The organism is Rhodobacter maris (assembly GCF_900217815.1).
Classification (GTDB): domain Bacteria; phylum Pseudomonadota; class Alphaproteobacteria; order Rhodobacterales; family Rhodobacteraceae; genus Rhodobacter; species Rhodobacter maris.
On the sequence record NZ_OBMT01000001.1, the window covers coordinates 359,839 to 377,582 of the forward strand.

17 protein-coding genes are annotated in these 17,744 nt (G+C 66.8%); 11 read left to right on the forward strand and 6 right to left on the reverse strand.

The annotated features are described in order from the left end of the window. Positions 1 to 20: 20 nt before the first annotated feature. Positions 21 to 2,522 (reverse strand): GcvT family protein, encoded by a 2,502-nt coding sequence (locus tag CRO22_RS01655; protein WP_097068364.1) that lies wholly within the window; start codon positions 2,520 to 2,522, stop codon positions 21 to 23. Positions 2,523 to 2,762: 240 nt separating this feature from the next. Between CRO22_RS01655 and CRO22_RS01660 the strand changes: the two genes are divergently transcribed. Next, a complete protein-coding gene (locus CRO22_RS01660; RefSeq protein WP_097068365.1) occupies positions 2,763 to 3,392 on the forward strand; it encodes a hypothetical protein in 630 nt (209 codons plus the stop codon). A gap of 75 nt (positions 3,393 to 3,467) precedes the next feature. Here CRO22_RS01660 and CRO22_RS01665 read toward each other — a convergent pair whose 3' ends face one another. Next, positions 3,468 to 4,454 carry a 2-hydroxyacid dehydrogenase gene (locus CRO22_RS01665; RefSeq protein WP_097068366.1) on the reverse strand — a complete coding sequence of 329 codons (987 nt, stop codon included), beginning with the start codon at positions 4,452 to 4,454 and terminating at the stop codon, positions 3,468 to 3,470. Between the two features lie 186 nt (positions 4,455 to 4,640). Here CRO22_RS01665 and CRO22_RS01670 point away from each other — a divergent pair, with 186 nt between their 5' ends. The 4 genes from CRO22_RS01670 to CRO22_RS01685 all read left to right on the forward strand — a co-directional run bounded on the left by CRO22_RS01670 (position 4,641) and on the right by CRO22_RS01685 (position 6,973). Then, on the forward strand, positions 4,641 to 5,180 hold the full coding sequence (locus CRO22_RS01670; protein WP_394341477.1) for an SH3 domain-containing protein: 540 nt from the start codon (positions 4,641 to 4,643) through the stop codon (positions 5,178 to 5,180). An 86-nt stretch (positions 5,181 to 5,266) separates the two neighbouring features. After that, positions 5,267 to 6,151, forward strand: a complete 885-nt coding sequence (locus CRO22_RS01675) for a cation diffusion facilitator family transporter (RefSeq protein WP_097068368.1) — start codon at positions 5,267 to 5,269, stop codon at positions 6,149 to 6,151. A gap of 65 nt (positions 6,152 to 6,216) precedes the next feature. After that, entirely contained in the window at positions 6,217 to 6,552 is a 336-nt protein-coding gene (locus CRO22_RS01680; RefSeq protein ID WP_097068369.1) for a DUF883 family protein, read from the forward strand. A 4-nt stretch (positions 6,553 to 6,556) separates the two neighbouring features. Further along, a complete protein-coding gene (locus CRO22_RS01685; protein ID WP_097068370.1) occupies positions 6,557 to 6,973 on the forward strand; it encodes a hypothetical protein in 417 nt (138 codons plus the stop codon). Between the two features lie 41 nt (positions 6,974 to 7,014). Here the strand turns inward: CRO22_RS01685 and CRO22_RS01690 are convergent, their stop codons facing one another. From CRO22_RS01690 to CRO22_RS01705, 4 genes are all read right to left on the reverse strand, one after another. Beyond that, positions 7,015 to 7,827 (reverse strand): phosphatase PAP2 family protein, encoded by an 813-nt coding sequence (locus tag CRO22_RS01690; RefSeq protein ID WP_097068371.1) that lies wholly within the window; start codon positions 7,825 to 7,827, stop codon positions 7,015 to 7,017. Next, positions 7,827 to 9,494, reverse strand: coding sequence for an ArnT family glycosyltransferase (locus CRO22_RS01695; RefSeq protein ID WP_097068372.1), 1,668 nt, complete (start codon positions 9,492 to 9,494; stop codon positions 7,827 to 7,829). The genes CRO22_RS01690 and CRO22_RS01695 overlap by 1 nt, the downstream gene beginning before the upstream one ends. Positions 9,495 to 9,779: 285 nt before the next feature. Continuing rightward, positions 9,780 to 10,520: a sulfite exporter TauE/SafE family protein gene (locus CRO22_RS01700; RefSeq protein WP_097068373.1), complete on the reverse strand. Its 741-nt coding sequence runs from the start codon at positions 10,518 to 10,520 to the stop codon at positions 9,780 to 9,782. 71 nt (positions 10,521 to 10,591) lie between these two features. Continuing rightward, positions 10,592 to 12,061 (reverse strand): aminotransferase-like domain-containing protein, encoded by a 1,470-nt coding sequence (locus CRO22_RS01705; protein WP_097068374.1) that lies wholly within the window; start codon positions 12,059 to 12,061, stop codon positions 10,592 to 10,594. A gap of 259 nt (positions 12,062 to 12,320) precedes the next feature. Here CRO22_RS01705 and CRO22_RS01710 point away from each other — a divergent pair, with 259 nt between their 5' ends. The 6 genes from CRO22_RS01710 (at position 12,321) to CRO22_RS01735 (ending at position 17,729) form a co-directional block, all read left to right on the forward strand. Then, on the forward strand, positions 12,321 to 13,694 hold the full coding sequence (locus CRO22_RS01710) for an aminotransferase family protein (protein WP_097068375.1): 1,374 nt from the start codon (positions 12,321 to 12,323) through the stop codon (positions 13,692 to 13,694). 79 nt (positions 13,695 to 13,773) lie between these two features. Next, positions 13,774 to 14,772, forward strand: coding sequence for a taurine ABC transporter substrate-binding protein (gene tauA, locus CRO22_RS01715; protein ID WP_097068376.1), 999 nt, complete (start codon positions 13,774 to 13,776; stop codon positions 14,770 to 14,772). Positions 14,773 to 14,826: 54 nt separating this feature from the next. Beyond that, positions 14,827 to 15,612 carry a taurine ABC transporter ATP-binding protein gene (locus CRO22_RS01720; protein WP_097068377.1) on the forward strand — a complete coding sequence of 262 codons (786 nt, stop codon included), beginning with the start codon at positions 14,827 to 14,829 and terminating at the stop codon, positions 15,610 to 15,612. Continuing rightward, positions 15,609 to 16,496: an ABC transporter permease subunit gene (locus CRO22_RS01725; protein ID WP_097068378.1), complete on the forward strand. Its 888-nt coding sequence runs from the start codon at positions 15,609 to 15,611 to the stop codon at positions 16,494 to 16,496. Before CRO22_RS01720 ends, CRO22_RS01725 begins: the two co-directional genes overlap by 4 nt. A 13-nt stretch (positions 16,497 to 16,509) precedes the next feature. Then, positions 16,510 to 16,980: a GNAT family N-acetyltransferase gene (locus CRO22_RS01730; RefSeq protein ID WP_097068379.1), complete on the forward strand. Its 471-nt coding sequence runs from the start codon at positions 16,510 to 16,512 to the stop codon at positions 16,978 to 16,980. Next, complete coding sequence (locus CRO22_RS01735; RefSeq protein WP_097068380.1) at positions 16,977 to 17,729, forward strand: SDR family NAD(P)-dependent oxidoreductase; 753 nt, start codon at positions 16,977 to 16,979, stop codon at positions 17,727 to 17,729. The genes CRO22_RS01730 and CRO22_RS01735 overlap by 4 nt, the downstream gene beginning before the upstream one ends. The last annotated feature ends 15 nt before the right edge of the window (positions 17,730 to 17,744 follow it).

The following is a 17,744-nucleotide window of genomic DNA, read 5'->3' on the forward strand; positions in this document are numbered from 1 at the left end:
GCGCGTGAGTGGTCGTTTCGTCAGCCGTCGATGCGGATGCGCGCGTTCGTCGGGTCATGCGGGCTGTCTTCCGCCACCACCGCATCCCATTCCTGAAGCTGCATCTTCACCTTGAGCTTGGTGCCCACCTCGGCGAGGTCGGGGCGCACATAGCCCATGCCGATCTGCTTGCCGAAGGCGACCGACCAGCCGCCCGAGGTGAGGCGGCCAACCTTTTCGCCATCGGCGATGATCGCTTCCTTGCCCCACGGATCCGAGTCTTCCGGCCCGTCGATCAGCAGCGTCACGCATTTCGCGCGGATGCCGGTGTCGAGCATCGCCTGCTTGCCGCGGAACTCCTTGCCCAGATCGATGAAGCGGTCGAGACCGGCTTCCATCGGCGTGGCATCCCGGCCAAGCTCGTTGCCGAAGGCGCGGTAGCTCTTTTCCTGACGCAGCCAGTTCTGGGCGCGGGCGCCAACGGGTTTGAGCCCGTGCTTCTCGCCCACCGACCAGATCAGATCCCAGAGGTAACGGCCGAATTCGACCGGGAAATGGAGTTCCCAACCAAGTTCGCCCGTATAGGCCACGCGCACCGCCCGCACCGGGCACATGCCCAGCTCGATGTCGCGGTAGCTCAGCCAAGGGAAGCGCTTGTTCGAAAGCACGGTTTCGGGCGCGGCGTCCTTGACGAGTTCATTGAGCAGCGCGCGCGCGGTGGGGCCCGCCAACGCATAGACGCCCCATTGCGTGGTGACATCGTGGATGTCGATATACCCGCCACCGTCCGCCATGAAGTCTTCCGCCGATTTAATCAGGAAATCAGCGTCATAGGCGGTCCATGCACCGGCCGAGATCAGGTAGTATTCGTTCTCGGCAAGCCGCACGATCGTGTATTCGGTGCGGGTCGTGCCCGCATCGGTGAGCGCATAGGTGAGGTTGATGCGCCCCACCTTGGGCAGCTTGTTGCAGGTGAAATGGTCGAGGAAGGCGGTGGCGCCGGGGCCGCGCACGAGGTGCTTGGTGAAGGCGGAGGCGTCGATGATGCCACAGGTTTGGCGCACAGCCTCGGCCTCGGCCTTGGCATATTGCCACCACGCCCCGCGGCGGAAGCTGCGGGAAGTGTGGTCGAAATCGGCGGGCGCATCGACGGGGCCGTAATAGTTCGGGCGTTCCCAGCCGTTCACCTGCCCCATTTGCGCGCCCAGCGCGATCTGGCGGTCATAAGCGGGCGCGGTGCGCAGGGGCCGGCAGGCTTCGCGCTCCTCGTCCGGGTGGTGCAGGATGAAGACATGCTCGTAGCATTCCTCGTTCTTGCGCGCGGCATATTCGGTGGTCATCCACGCGCCGTAGCGTTTCGGGTCGAGCGAGGCCATGTCGATCTCGGCTTCGCCCTCGACCATCATCTGCGCGAGATAATAGCCGGTGCCGCCCGCGGCGGTGATGCCAAACGAGAAGCCCTCGGCCAGCCACATGTTGCGCAGCCCCGGCGCGGGGCCGACGAGCGGGTTGCCATCGGGGGTGTAGCAGATCGGGCCGTTGAAATCGTCTTTCAGACCCACGGTTTCCGAGGTCGGCAGACGGTGGATCATCGACATGTATTCGGTCTCGATGCGTTCGAGATCGAGCGGGAAGAGGTCGGCACGGAAGGTCTCCGGCACGTCATAGAGAAAGCGCGCGGGAGCGTTGCGCTCATAGGGGCCGAGGATCCAGCCGCCACGCTCTTCGCGCACATACCATTTGGCGTCGGAATCGCGCAGCACCGGGTGCTCGGGGTTGCCTTCGGCGCGCCATTTGACGAGCGCCGGATCGGGCTCGGTGACGATGAACTGGTGCTCGACCGGGATTGCCGGGATCTTGATGCCCAGAAGCCGGGCGGTGCGTTGCGCGTGGTTGCCCGTCGCCGTCACCACATGTTCGGCATGCACGTCGACCAGCTCGCCCGAGCCGACAAGGTTGCCGCCCTTCTCGATCATCTTTTCAAGCGTGACGACCCATTCCGAGCCGGTCCAGCGATAGGCGTTCACCTGCAGCTTGCGCACGATCTCGACGCCGCGCTGACGCGCGCCCTTCGCCATCGCCTGCGTCACGTCGGCGGGGTTGATGTAGCCGTCCTGCGGGTGGAAGAGCGCCCCCTTCAGATCGTCCGAATACATCAGCGGCCAGCGCTCTTTCATCTGCGCGGGCGTGAGGAACTCGTGATAGACGCCCGCGGTCTCGGCCACGCTCGAATAGAGCTTGTATTCGTCCATCCGCTCATCGGTCTGCGCCATGCGCAGGTTGCCGCAGATCGAGAAGCCGGCGTTGAGCCCGGTTTCGGCCTCGAGCGTCTTGTAGAAATCAACCGAGTATTTGTGGATATGCGTGGTGGCATAGCCCATGTTGAAGAGCGGCAGCAGGCCAGCGGCATGCCATGTCGAGCCCGAAGTCAGCTCGTCGCGCTCCACCTGCATCACCTCCCAGCCGGCCTTGGCAAGGTGATAGGCCACCGAACAGCCGACGGCACCGCCACCGACGACAAGGGCTTTGACATGGGTCTTCATCGGACTCTCCTGAAGGGGTTTTCTCCGTTGTGGCAGGTTGACCGCGGTTCGGGCAAGCACGCCCGACCTTTGTGGGCGAAAAGCGACATTGCGCGCAGCCGTGATCCCCGGTGCGGCACGGTTTACCAATCCATCAGCTTTGGCGTGAAAATCAGCACGTCTTGCGGTAAATTCTTTCTGAAACCTGTGACGTGCCTTTCTGCCAGAATCCCGCTTTGATGATCGAAGGACAGTGTTGCCATGACTGCCATCGCCCCAGTGAACCGGATCGCCAGCCGCGGCCATGCCGCGCGCACCGCTGTCTCGGCCACTTCCGAGGCGGTCGCGACACGTCAGAACACCGCGCGCGCCAAGCCCAGCCCGGCCGAGATCTTCCGGGCGATGCGCGCGGAGCCGGTGAACAGCGCCTCTGACACGCTTGCCGAGGCGAAGGCCAGCACCCGTAACCAGCAGACCGGCGTTGCTGCGACCTCGCAACGGATCGGCGCGGAAAACCTCGCCGAGATGCGTCAACGCGATCCGACGCCGATCGAAATTCTCAAAACCCAACAGGGGGGCGGTGCCTCCGGCGGGCGCGTCAGCGAACTGACGGACATGATCGAGGGCCGCACCGAGACCGGCGATGTCGATCTGGCGCAAAGCCGCCCGGATGTGCCCGAACAGATCGCGCAGCAGCGCTCGATGACCGATCAGAGCATTTCGGCCGCCCTGTCGCGCCAGCGCCGCAACACGAGCGGCACTGATCTGGCGCAGCGAATGGAGCAACGCCTCGCCGAGGTCAATGCCAAGCAAGGCGCCTATTCCACGCTTTCGCTCGCCGCGGTGAGCCCGGCCGGGCAGACGGGAATCGCCATGCAGCTGCGCATGTAAAGCGCCCGGCGCTTTCTCTGAAAACGGCGGCCCGAGGGGCCGCCGTTTTGCTTTCTGCACGGTAGGCTGGGCGGCTCAGAGCACGCCCGGCACCACGAGATCCGGCGGACGGTGGCCGTCGGCAAAGGTCTTGATGTTGAGAATCACTTTCTCGCCCATCTCGAGCCGCCCCTCGACCGTGGCCGAGCCCATATGCGGCAAGAGCACGACATTGGGGAGTTGGCGCAGGTCCGGATTGAAGGCCGCGCCATGTTCGAACACGTCGAGCCCGGCCCCCGCCAGCTCACCCGCCTTCAACGCCCGGGTGAGCGCATTCTCGTCGATCACTTCGCCGCGGGACGTGTTCACGATCACGGCCGAGGGCTTCATCAGCTTGAGCCGGCGCGCGTTGAGCAGATGGAAGGTGGCGGGCGTATGCGGGCAGTTCACGGAAATCACATCCATCCGCGCCACCATCTGATCGAGGCTGTCCCAATAAGTCGCCTGCAACTCCGCCTCGGTCTCCGGGCGCAGCCGACGGCGGTTGTGGTAATGGATCTGCATGCCGAAGGCCGCCGCGCGCCGCGCCACCGCCTGACCGATCCGGCCCATGCCGATGATGCCGAGCCGGCGCCCGCCAATGCGCCCGCCCAGCAGGGCCGTGGGGGAAAACCCCTTCCACTCGCCCCGGCTCATCAGCGCGAGCCCTTCGGGGATGCGCCGCGTCACGCCGAGAATGAGCGACATCACCATATCGGCGGTATCTTCGGTCACCACGCCCGGCGTGTTCGAGACGAGCACATTGCGCGAGCGGGCGGAGGCCACGTCGATATGGTCGATGCCCGCGCCGAAATTGGCGATCAGCCGCAGCCTTTCGCCCGCCTGCGCCAGCATGTTGGCGTCGATATGATCGCAGAGCGTCGGCACCAGAACATCGGCGTCGCGCATCGCCGCCACCAGCTCCTCCCGGCTCATCGGCGCGTCGCTCTCGCGCAGGGTGACATCGAACAGTTCCGTCATCCGGGTCTCCACCCGTTCGGGCAACCGTCGCGTCACGACAACACTTAGCCGCGGTGCGGGCATGCTTGGCTCTCCTCTCTTCCAATGCATCTGGCTTGGGTGCAAATTGACTGCCAAAGAGGCAAGTTACAAGGCCCGGAGAGAGCAGAAATGACGCTTTTCGAGATGTTGGCGCAATTTTCTTGCGCGCCTGTGGCGTGGCTGCGCCGGCGTGCCGCACCGCTGCCCGGCTTTTCAGCAGTGCTGGGCATGGTGCTGATCCTTGCGCTGACGGGCGTGGGGCCGCTTCGGGCGCAGGAGCTCGAAGACGACCCGCCGCTGAGCGAGACCGAGCGCGAAGCCGCGCTGAGCACGCAGAGCGGGCGCGGGCCGGTGACCAACCTGCCGCTGCCGCGGTTCGTCTCGCTCAAGGGCTCCGAGGGGAATGCCCGCCGCGGCCCCTCGCTGTCCCACCGGATCGACTGGGTGTTCAAACATGCGGGCATGCCGTTGCGCATCACCGCCGAATTCGGCCACTGGCGGCGCGTGGAAGACCGCGATGGTGCGGGCGGCTGGGTGCATTACTCCCTGCTGTCGGGGGTGCGCACAGTGATCGTCGAGGAAGATATGACCGAGCTTCACGCCCGGGGCGATGCCGCTTCGCCCGTTGTGGCACTGGCCGAAATGGGGGCGATTGCAAAGCTGGGCGACTGCACCCGCGACTGGTGCGAGATCTCTGCCGACAGCGCCGATGGCTGGGTGCCGAAAACACAGATCTGGGGCGTCGATGCCGACGAGATCCGCGACTGAGCGCAGCTTGCCTCGCGGCGCAAACGCCCGTGACGCAGCGGCATGGATCGGTTAGGGAAGACCCCGTTGTCTCAGGCGAGTCGCCCATGCCCCAAGATCCGCAAACCCAAAAGCTCAACTTTTCTGCTGGGCTCGCCTCCGTTTCCGTGGCTGGCACGCTCGTTGTGCTCAAGCTCTGGGCTCTCTGGGCGACCGGCGCGCTGTCGATCGCGGCCTCGCTCGCCGATTCGGCGATGGATCTGCTGATCTCCTGTGCCGGGCTCGCCGCGATTCTTTACGCCGCGCGTCCCGCCGACGAGGATCACGCTTTCGGCCATACCTCGGTCGAGGATCTGGTCTCGCTCGGTCAGGCGCTGTTCGTGGCAGCCTCCGGCGCGGCGATCCTCTGGACCGGCATCGAACGGCTGATCGCCGCCACCCCTCCCGATCTGGCCGATGAGGGCGCCGGGATCGCGGTGATGATCGTCTCGGTGCTGCTGACGGCGGCGCTGGTGTTCTGGCAAAAGCGGGTTGCGGCGCGCACCGGCAACAAGGTCGTCTCCGCGGACATGCTGCATTACGTGGGCGATCTGATCCCGACCTGCGGCGCGATTCTGGCCCTTTGGCTGTCGGCCCGGTTCGATCTCGCCCGCGCCGACAGCGTGATCGCCATCCTCGCGGCGCTGATCATGCTGCGCGGCGCCGCGAAGATCTTTGTGGCGAGTTGGCACGCGCTGATGGACCGCGCCGCCGCTCCCGAGGTGATCCGCAGCATCGCCGAGATTGCCGAGATCTGGCCCGGGGTGCGCGGTTTTCACGACCTCAGGACCCGCACCGCGGGCGCCAAGATCTTCGTGCAACTTCATATCGAGCTTGACGGCGCGCAATCGCTCGAGGCCGCCCATGCGATCGCGCGAAGCCTCAAGCGCGCGATCATCGAGGCGCATCCTCAGGCGGATGTGATCATCCATATGGATGTCTGGCAGGATTGAGGCGGAACCCTCCCGGCCCGGGCGCGTTCTCCTCGCGAAACGCAACCAGGCAACAGGAGGTTCTCATGGCCAGTGCCCATCCGATCCCGCAAAGCAACGGCAAGCTGTCCCCCGAGGTGGCGAAGCTGGAACAGCAGATCGAGAAGTTGAGCGCCGAGCTGGCGGAGCTGACCCGCAACGCAGGCGATTACGGTGCAAGCCGGATGGCGCAGCTTGCCGAGCAGGCGCAGGATCTGCGCGCCGAGATCGCGGCACGCTCCTCGGCCGCGGCGGAAATCGCGCGCGAGCGCCTCGCGACGGCGGAAGGTGCGGTCGAGGACCGCGTGCGCGCCAATCCGATGGCGGCGCTCGGCATTGCTGCGGGCGTGGGCTTTCTCGCCGCGCTCATGGTCAAGCGCTGATCCGATGGGCGATCTGGTGCAGATCGCGCTCGGTCTGGTCGGGGGTCTTGCGCCCCCGGTCGCGCCCGCACGCGGCAAGATCGTCGCCCTCGCGCTGATCGGCGCCTTCACCGCCACGGCTTATGCCGCGGCGGCGTTCGCGCTCTGGTTCGCGCTCGTGCCGCTGATCGGCCCCGCATTCGCGGCCCTGACGCTTGCCGGGCTCGCGCTTCTGTCTGCGTTGATCACCTGGGGTCTGCTCGCGCTCCTCGATGCCCGCGCCAGAGCACGTGCCGAAGCGGCGCGCGCCGCGGCTCTCCATTCCGCGCTCAGCGAAGCGGCGCTGACCACTCTTCCCAAGCTCATCGCCGATCACCCGCTTGCCACGGTGGCGCTGGCCGCGGGGCTTGCCTTCGCGCTCACGCCCCGCTCCGATGCTTAGCCCGAGCCCGGAGGCCCAACTCCCGGCCCCCGGCGCGCGTGTCAGGTCCGACGCGAGACCGGTACCGCGCGCATGCCGAGCCGTTCGGGGAGAGACAGCCTGAACCAGGTCTCCCGGACCCGGTCGCGCAAAGCGGCAAAGCACAGCGTCGCAACCCGCCTCGAAACAAGATCGCGATTGCGCGCACCGTAGAGTTGATGGCTCAAGGCAAGCGTGAACAGGGTGCCAAGACCTGCGCCAACCAGCACGTCCGACATCCAGTGCATCCCGATCAGGGCGCGCGTCAACGCAATCAGCCCCCCCGCTGTCAGCAAGCCCAGCGCATGACGCGGCAAGATCAGTGCCAGCGCCACCATCATCGCCATCGCCGTGGTCGCATGCCCGGAGGGAAAGCTCGCATGCCCGGCCTGAAAGGCGAAACTGACAAAATCGAACTCCCCGGCCGCCTCCAGCGTCGGGCGCGCGCGCCCGATGATGTTCTTGGCGAGGCTCGAAAGCACCCCGCTGCCCGCCACAGCGCCAAGCACGAACAGCACTGCGGCGCGCATCCGGCGCAGCGCCACCTGCCGGCGCCCGGTTTCGCGTATCAACAACAGTTGCACGACCGCAAGGGCGGCCAGCCCGCTTCCGAGTGGCCAGCCCGCATTGCCAAGCCGGGTCAGCCCGCGCAGCAGATCCCGCAGTGCCGGATCAAGCTGTTGGGAGAGCGCGCGCACCGGAGGATCCAGCAACACCATCACCAGAAAGATCCCGATCACGATCGCACTGCCCCGGGAGAGGGCGCTTTGGCGGGGCAGGGACGGGCGCGGCAGCGCAAACGGCGCCATGTGCCGGATCGGACGATCTGAGGTCATCACTGGACTCCACAATCAAGAAGGTCAAGGGTGACGGATCTGCCCGCCCCGAGGGCAAACCCCGTAAACCGACCCTTTGTCACGCAAGCAGCGGGAATCGGGGTATCCACGGTGCTGGACCGGATCACGAACTGGCAGGCCCCGCCCACGAGATCGGCGGGCAGCGGGGCATGCACCGCGATCAGCCGCGTCTCGCGCCCGCCGAGCCAGAGCAGCGAGGGTTCGCTGTAACCCCAGCCGGTGAGACGGGGCCGGTCACAGCCCGCGGCATGGGCGAGCCGGACGGCGGTTTCGACCGCGCGATGCCCCGGCCAGAGGCTGTCCAGCGCCGGCAGCGTCGCAAAAAGCCCGCTCCAGAGTGCGAGTCCCGCGGCAGCGCTCAGCGCAACGAGAGGCCGCCAAAGACCATGCCAGATCACTAAGGCCAGGGCCGCAACGCACCCGGTGGCAACGGCGAGCCCCAGCGCGAGCGGCCAGAGCTCCGTGGCGCGCGCGCCGGACTGCCAAGCAAGCGCCAGCGCCGCCCCGCCCAGCGCCGGCCCCGGCACAAGCGCTGCGATGGCAGCGCCCCGCCAGCCCCGCCCCGACCCGATCCCGGCCGGGGCGAAATGCGCCGCGGCCAGCGCCAGCGCCGGATAGAGCGGCAGGGGATAATGCAGGAGTTTTGTCGGCACCGCCTCAAGCACACCCCACCAGGGCAGCACCCAGGCGGCGAGAAACACCACGGGCTTCGTGGCCCTCGCGCGCCAGATCGCGGGCAAGGCCAGCACCAGCAGCGCCGAAGCGGGCCAGAAGGTCGCCCAGAGCAGCGCCAGATAGCTGCCCGGCGGCGCCCCCTTCCCCTCCTGCCCGGAGGCCATTTTGGGCAAAAGATCTGTGCCGACCGACCCGGCCCAGAACTCCGCGCCCGAACGCAGCGTGATCGCCACGAACCAGGGCAAGACAATTGCGGCCCCGAGGGCGATGGGCAAAGGCGCGCGGAGCGGTGCAAGCCAGCCCGCCTCGCGCCGTAGCAGCGCGACGGCGAGCGCAGTCGCCCCCACCACCCCGGGGGCAATCGGACCCTTGACGAGAATACCGAACGCCAGCGCCCCCCAGAAGACAAAGGCGAGCGCGGAGCCGGGCGGAACCGCCCCCGGAACGCGCATATGCAGCCGCGCGAGAACCGCCTGCGCGGCAAGGATCGTCGCCAAAAGCACCGCGTCGGTTTTGGCGATCCGCGCCTCTGCGCCGAGCAACAGCGTTGCGGCCAGCAGGGCGGCGCCGCCCAGCGCCGCGCGCCGACCGACGAGCGGGGTGCCCACGAGCACCGTCAACCACAGCGCCAGCACGGCGCCCGCCAGAGAGGGCAGTCGATAGACCCAGAGCGGTGCTTCGGCCCCCGCCCCGCTTGCCAGCGCCGCCGCGGATTGCAGCCAGTAGATCCCAGCGGGTTTTTTCAGCCGCGGCGTGTCGCCAAACCGGATCTCGATCGGATCGCCGCTTTCCACCATCTGCCGGCTGGCCTGAACGAAGCGCGCCTCGTCCCGGTCGGTCACGGGAAGGGTGGCAAAGCCGGGCAGAAAGGCCGCGAGCCCGACAAACAGGAGCAGAACGGCAACGATCCGGCGCAGCCGCGGCGCCGTGAGCCCGAGAAGGGGCAGAATGCGGATATCCGGAACGTGCATGGAACCTGTGCCGACGAGATCTCCGTACCCTAGCCAGTGTGGATCACCGAAATGCAACTAAGAGATATCCGTTTCATGACGCCAGGCGGGCGACGACCGGTTTCGCCAAGGCAAGACAGATCGCGAGCGGGGAACTGACGCATTGGGAGGCGAGACGGTCTGCGGCGGCGGCCAGCCCGGTGACGGACCGGGCGTCGCCCAAGAGGCCTGCCCCGATCCGCAGAAAACCTGTTGCGGCGCAAGGCGGGGGCGCAGGGCCGTGCAATACACGCGCGCCCCGCCCGTTCAGAAAAACCCTTCCATGCCGCGCAGGCCCGCGAGACCCGCCGAGATCGCCATCACGAAAAGCGCTATCCGGCGATATTGCGCATCGTTGAGACGCCTGAAGATTAGCCCTCCCGCCCAGGTGCCAATCAGCATGGGGGCGAGGGCCATCAGAGTGAGCCGGAGAGCGGTGCCGTCGATCGCGCCCGCGAGCCACAGCCCCGGCGCGGCGATCACCGCAGTGACGAAGAAGAAGAGCAAAAGCGAGGCCCGTGTCTGCGCCGGGCTCGTCCCCGCGCCGAGGTAATAGACCACCGCAGGCGGCCCGGGCATGGCCGCGAGGCCGGAAAACGCCCCGGCGGCAAGCCCTGCGAGCAGCGCGAGCCCGCCATGCGGATGGGGGTGCCGGGGCTTGTAGCGCAGCAGCAGAAACAATCCCGCGAGCACGAGCGCCGCAATCAGCACCCGCGCCGCATCTGGGCTGAGCGCGGTGAGCGCCCAGATGCCGAGCGGCGTGCCCGCCAGCGCGCCAAGCGAGAGCCGGAGGAGCGAGGGGCGATGGGCATGGCCGCGCAGCTGCCACAGATCCTGCACTCCGATCACGAGTTGCAAGAGCACGGCAAGCGTCACCGCCTCGACGGGCGGGATCACGAGCGAGAGCACTGGCACCGCAGCAATGGCAAAGCCAAAGCCCGCAATGCCGCGCAAAACCGCGGCAAAGCTCACCGCGAGCAGCACGAACAGGGTCTGGGTCTCGAACATCGGCACTCCGCGGATCCTGCCCCGGCCCTATCCCGGGCGGCGGCGCGCCGGATGGGCCAGAGCGGCGCATTCTATGGGGCCAGTTTCACCGATCCGCCCTGCCCCGCCAAGCGGGCAGAAATCTCGCCCAGCCGTTTCAGACCCGGCACGATGGCCCCCGTCTCGATCAGCGACAGGCCAAGCCGCAAATATCGCCCGGCCTGATCGGGGGCAACGAAAGGATCCCCGCTTTCCATCACCACCCCTTCGGCAAGCGCGGCAGAGATCAGCGCGCGCCCGTCCACCCCGGCCGGGCATTCGAGCCAGAGGCTCGAGCCGCCATGGCAGGGCGCGGGCAGAGAAAACCCCGGCAACAGCGCGGGCAGATGCTCCATCGCGCGATACCAGCGCTCGGCATGGGCGGCGCGGAGCTTGCGCACAAGCGTGCGGTAATGCCCCTCGGCAAGGAAAATCGCCGCGGTGCGCTGGTTGTTGAGGGGCGCCGAGCGATGCACGAGCCGGCGCAGCCAGCGCGCCTCGGTCACCAAGGGTTCGGGCGCGACGAGAAAGCCGAGCCGCACTCCGGGGGCGAGTACTTTCGACAAGGTCCCCAGATAGATCACCCTCCCGTCGCGATCGCGCGACTTGAGCGAGAGATCGGGGGCGAAGGAAACCTCGCCCTCGTAATCATCCTCGACGATCAGGAAATCGTCCTGGCTGGCGCGGGCGAGGATCTCGTCGCGGCGCGGATCGGGCATCACCAGCATCGAGGGGCAATGCGCGCCGGGCGTGAGCACGGCGAGATCGAGGCCGAGGCCGGGCGCGATGCGCGCGCCCTGCGCGTCGATCGGCAGGGGGGTGATCGCAGCGCCGGACATTTCCAGAATGAAGCGCGAATCCGGGTAGCCCGGCAGTTCGCAGCCCACGCGCCGTCCGGGCCCGGCCAAAAGCTGCGCCATCAGATAAAACCCTTCCTGCGCGCCGAGCGTGACGAGGATCTCCTCGGGGCGGGCAAAGATGCCGCGCTCGGGCAGGATCCGGGTGCGGATCTGCTCGATCAGCATCGGGTCATCTTCCACCGCGCGGTCGGCCGCCCACCAGTCGGCGGACGCCCGGCCCAGAGCATCGCGCGAACAGGCCCGCCAGGCGGCGAGCGGAAACAGCCGCGGATCCACCTGCCCGAAGATGAACGGATAGGGAAATTCCTGCCAGTTCATCGGCTTGCGAATATGGTTGAGGCGCGAGGGATGCGCCCCGATGCGGCTCTCCCAATCCACCACCGACGGGTTGAGGGCGGGGCGGATCCGTCCGGCACCGCGCGCGGCCACAAAGCACCCCCGGCGCGGCTGCGCCTCAAGATAGCCGCGCGCGACCAGTTCGTCATAGACCGCGGTGGCGGTGTTGCGCGCGATGCCGAGCCTTTGCGCGAGGAGGCGCGAGGAGACCATCTTCTGTCCGGGCAGGAGCTTGCCCTCATGAATCGCGGCAATCAGCGCCCGGCGCAGCTGGCGCTGCAACGGTTCGGCGCTTTCGCGGTCAATGGTGACAGGCAGGTTTTGCATCGGGCTCTCCCGCTTCCTTGTCGGAACCGGCCCCAGAAGGCGCAAGCCCGCCCAAGCCGAAGCGACGCCTTATCCGCGCCACGCCCAAAGATCAGGCACCCGCACCAAGGGGTGGCCCAATTATGGTGCCAGACCGGGACGGACAGGCCAAACTGGCCCCATCGGTTGCGCGACTTTGGCCCTGTGCGTCAGGGTGGCGTCAATGCTTCCCTCGGCCATCCCGTGCAACGGGCGCCGCGAAGGGAAAGGACCAATCACGATGGACGGCCGCTACAACGACATTTCCGCCACGGTCGAGGCAGACCGCGCGCATGTCTGGCATCACCTCTTTCAACATGCCGTGCTTGACAAGCGCGACCCGCGCATCCTTGTCGAGGGCAAGGGCATGACGGTCTGGGACCAGACCGGGCGCGACTATCTCGATGCGGTCTCGGGCGGCGTCTGGACGGTGAATGTGGGCTACGGGCGCGAGAGCATCGCCAATGCGGTGCGCGACCAGCTTGTCAAGATCAACTATTTCGCGGGCTCGGCGGGCACGATTCCGGCGGCGCAATTCGCGCAAAGGCTCACCGAGAAGACGCCGGGGCTCAGCCGCGTCTTCTATGCCAACTCCGGTTCGGAGGCGAATGAGAAGGCTTTCAAGATGGTGCGCCAGATCGCGCACAAGCATCACGGCGGGCGCAAATGGAAGATCCTTTACCGCGAGCGCGACTATCACGGCACCTCGATGGGGGCGCTCGCCGCCTGCGGGCAGGAGCAGCGGCAGGAGCAATACGGCCCCTTCCCGGCGGGTTTCATTGCCGTGCCGCATTGCCTTGAATACCGCAAGCAATGGGATGTGGAGAACTACGGCGAACGCGCCGCCGATGCGATTGAAGACGTGATCCTGCGCGAGGGCCCCGATACGGTCGGCGCGCTCTGCCTTGAACCCGTCACCGCGGGCGGTGGCGTGATCACGCCGCCGGCGGGCTACTGGGAGCGGGTGCAGGAGATCTGCCGCAAATACGACATCCTTCTCCATATCGACGAGGTCGTCTGCGGCATGGGGCGTACCGGCGCGTGGTTCGGCTATCAGAACTACGGCATCAAGCCCGATTTCGTGACCTGCGCAAAGGGTGTGGCCTCGGGCTATGCGGCGATTTCGTGCCTGATCACCACCGAGGGGGTGTTCGACAGGTTCCGCACCGATCCCGACGATCCGATGAGCTATTTCCGCGACATCTCCACTTTCGGCGGCTGCACCGCGGGGCCTGCCGCCGCGCTCGAGAACATGCGCATCATCGAGGATGAGGGCCTGCTCGAGAACACCCGCAAGATGGGCGTGGTGCTGATGGAGGGGCTCCATGACCTGATGGAGAAACACGCCATTGTGGGCGATGTGCGCGGCAAGGGGCTTTTCTGCGGGCTCGAACTGGTGGCAGACCGCGCCACCAAGGAGCCGCTCGCCGAGGCGCTCGTCGAGCGGATCGTCGGGCTTTGCGATGCCGAAGGCGTGCTGATCGGCAAGACCTCGCGGTCGTTTTACGGCTTCAACAACACGCTCTGCCTGAGCCCGGCGCTGATCGTCGGCCCCTCGGAGATGACGCGCATCCTCGACACGCTCGATGCTGCACTGACCAAGGCCACTCACTGAACGAATGCGCCCGGCGGGCAATCGCCGGGCGCCCCTCCCCAAGGCCGGACAACAGGCCCCCCAACAGCAAGAGGACACAATGATCAAGAAAACCGCTCTGCGGCTCGGCGTTTCGGTTCTTGGCCTGCTTTCGGCCACCGGCCTGGCCCATGCCGAAAAGCTGATCATCGGCCATTTCGGCATTCCGCTGCCGATGATGACCGAGATCTCGACCGGCGCCTATGACAAGGCGATGGGCTACGAGATCGAATGGCGCAAGTTCGGCTCGGGCACTGAAGTGATTGCCGCGATGGCTTCGGGCGATGTGAAGCTGGCGGCCCTCGGCTCCTCGCCTTTCGCCATTGGCGCGAGCCAGGGCGTACCGGCGCAGCTTTTCATGCTTTCGGGCGTGATCGGCACCGCCGAAAGCCTGATCGCCCGCGACGGTGCGGGGATCGAGACGCTCGCGGACCTCAAAGGCAAGCGGGTGGCCGTGCCGGTGGGCTCGACCGCGCATTTCTCGCTTGTGGGCGCCCTGGCCCATGCCGGGATCGCCGAGAACGAGCTCACCATCCTCAACATGCCGCCCGATCAGATCACCGCGGCCTGGAGCCAGGATGCGATCGACGCCGCCTTCATCTGGGATCCGGCGCAGTCGCAACTTTTGCAAAACGGCAAAAGGATCGTCGGCGCGGATGAGACTGCAAAATGGGGCTATCCGACCTTTGACGGCTGGGTGGTGAACAAGGATTTCGCCGCCGAACACCCCGAGGCGGTGGCGGGCTTCGTCAAGGTGACGACCGCGGCCGATGCCGCCTATCTGGCCGACCCGGCCGCCTGGACGCCCGAAAGCGCGCCGGTGCTGACGATTGCCAAGGAAACTGGTGCCGATCCCGCGCAGGTGCCGGCGATCCTCGCAGGCTACACTTTCCTGCCGGCCAAGGATCAGGCCGGGGCGGACTGGCTTGGCGGCGGCCTCGCGGCCTCGGTCAAGGCGACGGCGGAATTCCTCAAGGCGGCGGGTCGCATCGACAGCGTGGCCGAGGATTACAGCCCCTTCATCACGCTCGCGCCCGTCGAAGCCGCGATCTCCGAGTAACCTGACCCGGGCGGCGCGCCCTCCGCGCCGCCCCCCTCTCGCGAAAGGCCGAGCATGCTGGAAATCCGCCGCGTCTCCGTTTTCTATCCCGGCGGCGACAGGACCGACGCCGTCGAAGCGCTCCGCAATATCGATCTCGATATCGGCGAGGGCGAGTTCGTCGTGGCTCTGGGCGCCTCGGGCTGCGGAAAATCCACGCTGATGAACCTGATCGCCGGATTTCTGGCGCCGAGCTTTGGCCAGCTCCGCCTTGATGGTGCGCCGATTGCCGGGCCCGGGCGCGACCGCGCGGTGGTGTTTCAAAAACACGCGCTGATGCCCTGGCTCAATGTGATCGACAATCTCGCCTTCGGGCTGAAGCTGCAGGGCGTGGGCCGGGCGGAGCGCTACACCGTCGCGCGCCGCTTCCTTGGCCTGCTGGGGCTTGAGGATTTCGAGACCTCACCTGTCTACATGCTCTCGGGCGGCATGCAGCAACGCGTGGGCATCGGCCGCGCGCTCACCGCCGATCCGCGCATCCTTTTGATGGACGAACCACTCGGTGCGCTTGATGCGCTCACCCGCGAGCGCGCGCAGGAACTGATCCTGCGGATCTGGCAATCGCAGAACAAATCGGTGTTCCTGATCACGCATTCGGTCGAGGAGGCGCTCTTCATGGGCACCAAGCTCATCGTCATGTCGCCCCGCCCGGGCCGGATCACGCATCGCTTCGATCTGCCCTTCTCGCGCCGGTTTCTCGCCGGAGAAAGCGCGCGTGAGGTGAAGGCCTCGCCCGAGTTCATCGCCATGCGCGAGACCGTGCTGGGCATCATCTTTGCCGACGAGGAGCAGGCGGCATGAGCTTCGAATCCGAGACCGATACCGCGGCAAGCCCCGGGAACGCACCGCAAACTCCCTTCCTGAAACGGTTTCTGCGCGCCGCGCCGACCCGGCCGGGGCAGACCTATGGCGTGCCGGGCGAAGGCCGCACCGTGGGCATTTCGGTCGCCGCGGTGCTGATCGTGCTGATCCTGTGGCAGGTGGTGACGATGGCGGGGCTTGTCGCGCCGCTCTTTCTGCCCTCGCCCGTGCAGGTGGTGGAAAAATTCATCGCCATTCTCGGCAACGGCTATACCGGCGCGCCTTTGTGGCTGCATGTGCTCGTTTCCGCGGGCCGGGTCTTTGCCGCCTTCGCGCTCGCCTGCGTGATCGGCATTCCGCTCGGCCTCGCGATGGGGATGAACCCGGTGATGCGCGGCCTCTTCGACCCGTTCCTCGAGTTTTATCGCCCGATCCCGCCGCTCGCCTACTTGCCCTTGATGATCATCTGGTTCGGCATCGGCGAGACTTCGAAAGTGCTCCTGATCTTCCTTGCCGTCCTCGCTCCGGTCACGCTCGGCGCGCGCGCCGGCGTGCGCTCGGTCGCCATCGAGCAGATCCACGCCGCTTATTCGCTGGGCGCGACGCGCGGGCAGGTGCTGCGCGAGGTGGTGCTGCGCGCGGCCACGCCCGAGATCCTGACCTCGCTGCGGATCGGAGTCGGCTTTGGCTGGACCACGCTTGTCGCCGCCGAGATGGTGGCCTCGACCCAGGGGCTGGGCTATATGGTGCTTTCGGCGAGCCAGTTCCTGCAAACCTCGACGGTGCTGGTCGGGATCATCCTGATCGGCGCGATCGCCTGGATCTTCGATCTGGCGATGCGGGCACTGGAGCGGCGAATCGTGCCCTGGAAAGGCCGGATGTGAGGCGCAGGACGCAATGAGGATCCGGAGCGCGCAACCCGAGGATGTGGCGGCGATTGCCGATTGCGCGCGCCTTGCCTTTGGCCAGTACAGCGCCGCAATCGGCCGCGATCCGGCACCGATGAAGGCCGATTTCGCCGCCCATGTCGCGGCCCGGGAAGCCCATGTGGCGGTGAGCGAGAGCGGCGCCTTTCTGGGCTATGTCGTGCTCCTGCCCCGTGCCGATCATCTTTATCTTGATGCGCTCGCGGTGATGCCCGAGGCCGCGGGCCACGGCATCGGCCGCGCGCTTGTCGCCTTTGCCGAGGATCAGGCGCGGGAACTTGGCCTGGCCCGGCTTGATCTCTGCACCAACCAGCGCATGACCGCGAACCTCACCCTTTACCCGCATCTCGGTTTCAGCGAGACCGGCCGCGGGCACGAAGACGGTTATGACCGGGTGTTCTATACAAAGCGCCTCGGCCCAGACAACGGAGAGAGAGAATGAGCAAGATCGCCCTGATCACCGGCGCCACCGCGGGCTTTGGCGATGCCATCGCGCGCCGCTTCGTGGCCGAGGGCTGGCGCGTGATCGTCACCGGCCGCCGGCAGGAACGGCTCGAGGCGCTGGTGCGCGCGCTGGGTGGCCCCGAAGTGGCCTGTCCTTTATGCTTCGACATCCGCGATGAAGCCGCAACGCGCGCGGCGCTTGAAAGCCTGCCCGAAGGCTTCGCCGGGATCGACGCGCTGATCAACAATGCCGGCCTTGCCCGCGGCACGGCCCCCGCGCAGGACTGCGATCTCGACGACTGGAAGGTGATGATCGACACCAATATCACCGGGCTTGTCACCATCACCCGGATCCTGCTCGACCGGCTGATCGCGCGCCGCGGGCTGATCGTCAACCTCGCCTCGATCGCGGCGAGCTGGCCCTATCCGGGCGGCAATGTCTATGGCGGCACCAAAGCCTTCGTGCGGCAGTTCTCGCTCGGGCTGCGCGCGGATCTCGTGGGCAAGGGGGTGCGGGTAACCTCGATCGAGCCGGGGCTTTCGGAAAGCGAATTCACGCTGGTACGCACCGGTGGCGATCAGGCGGCCTATGATCGCCTTTATGCTGGCGCCGATCCGCTTCAGCCCGAGGATATTGCCGAAACCGTCTTTTGGGTTGCGGCGCTGCCCGGGCATGTCAACATCAACGCGGTCGAGATCATGCCGGTGAGCCAGAGCTGGGGCCCGCTCAACGTCCATCGCGGCTGAACCCGGCCCGGAACG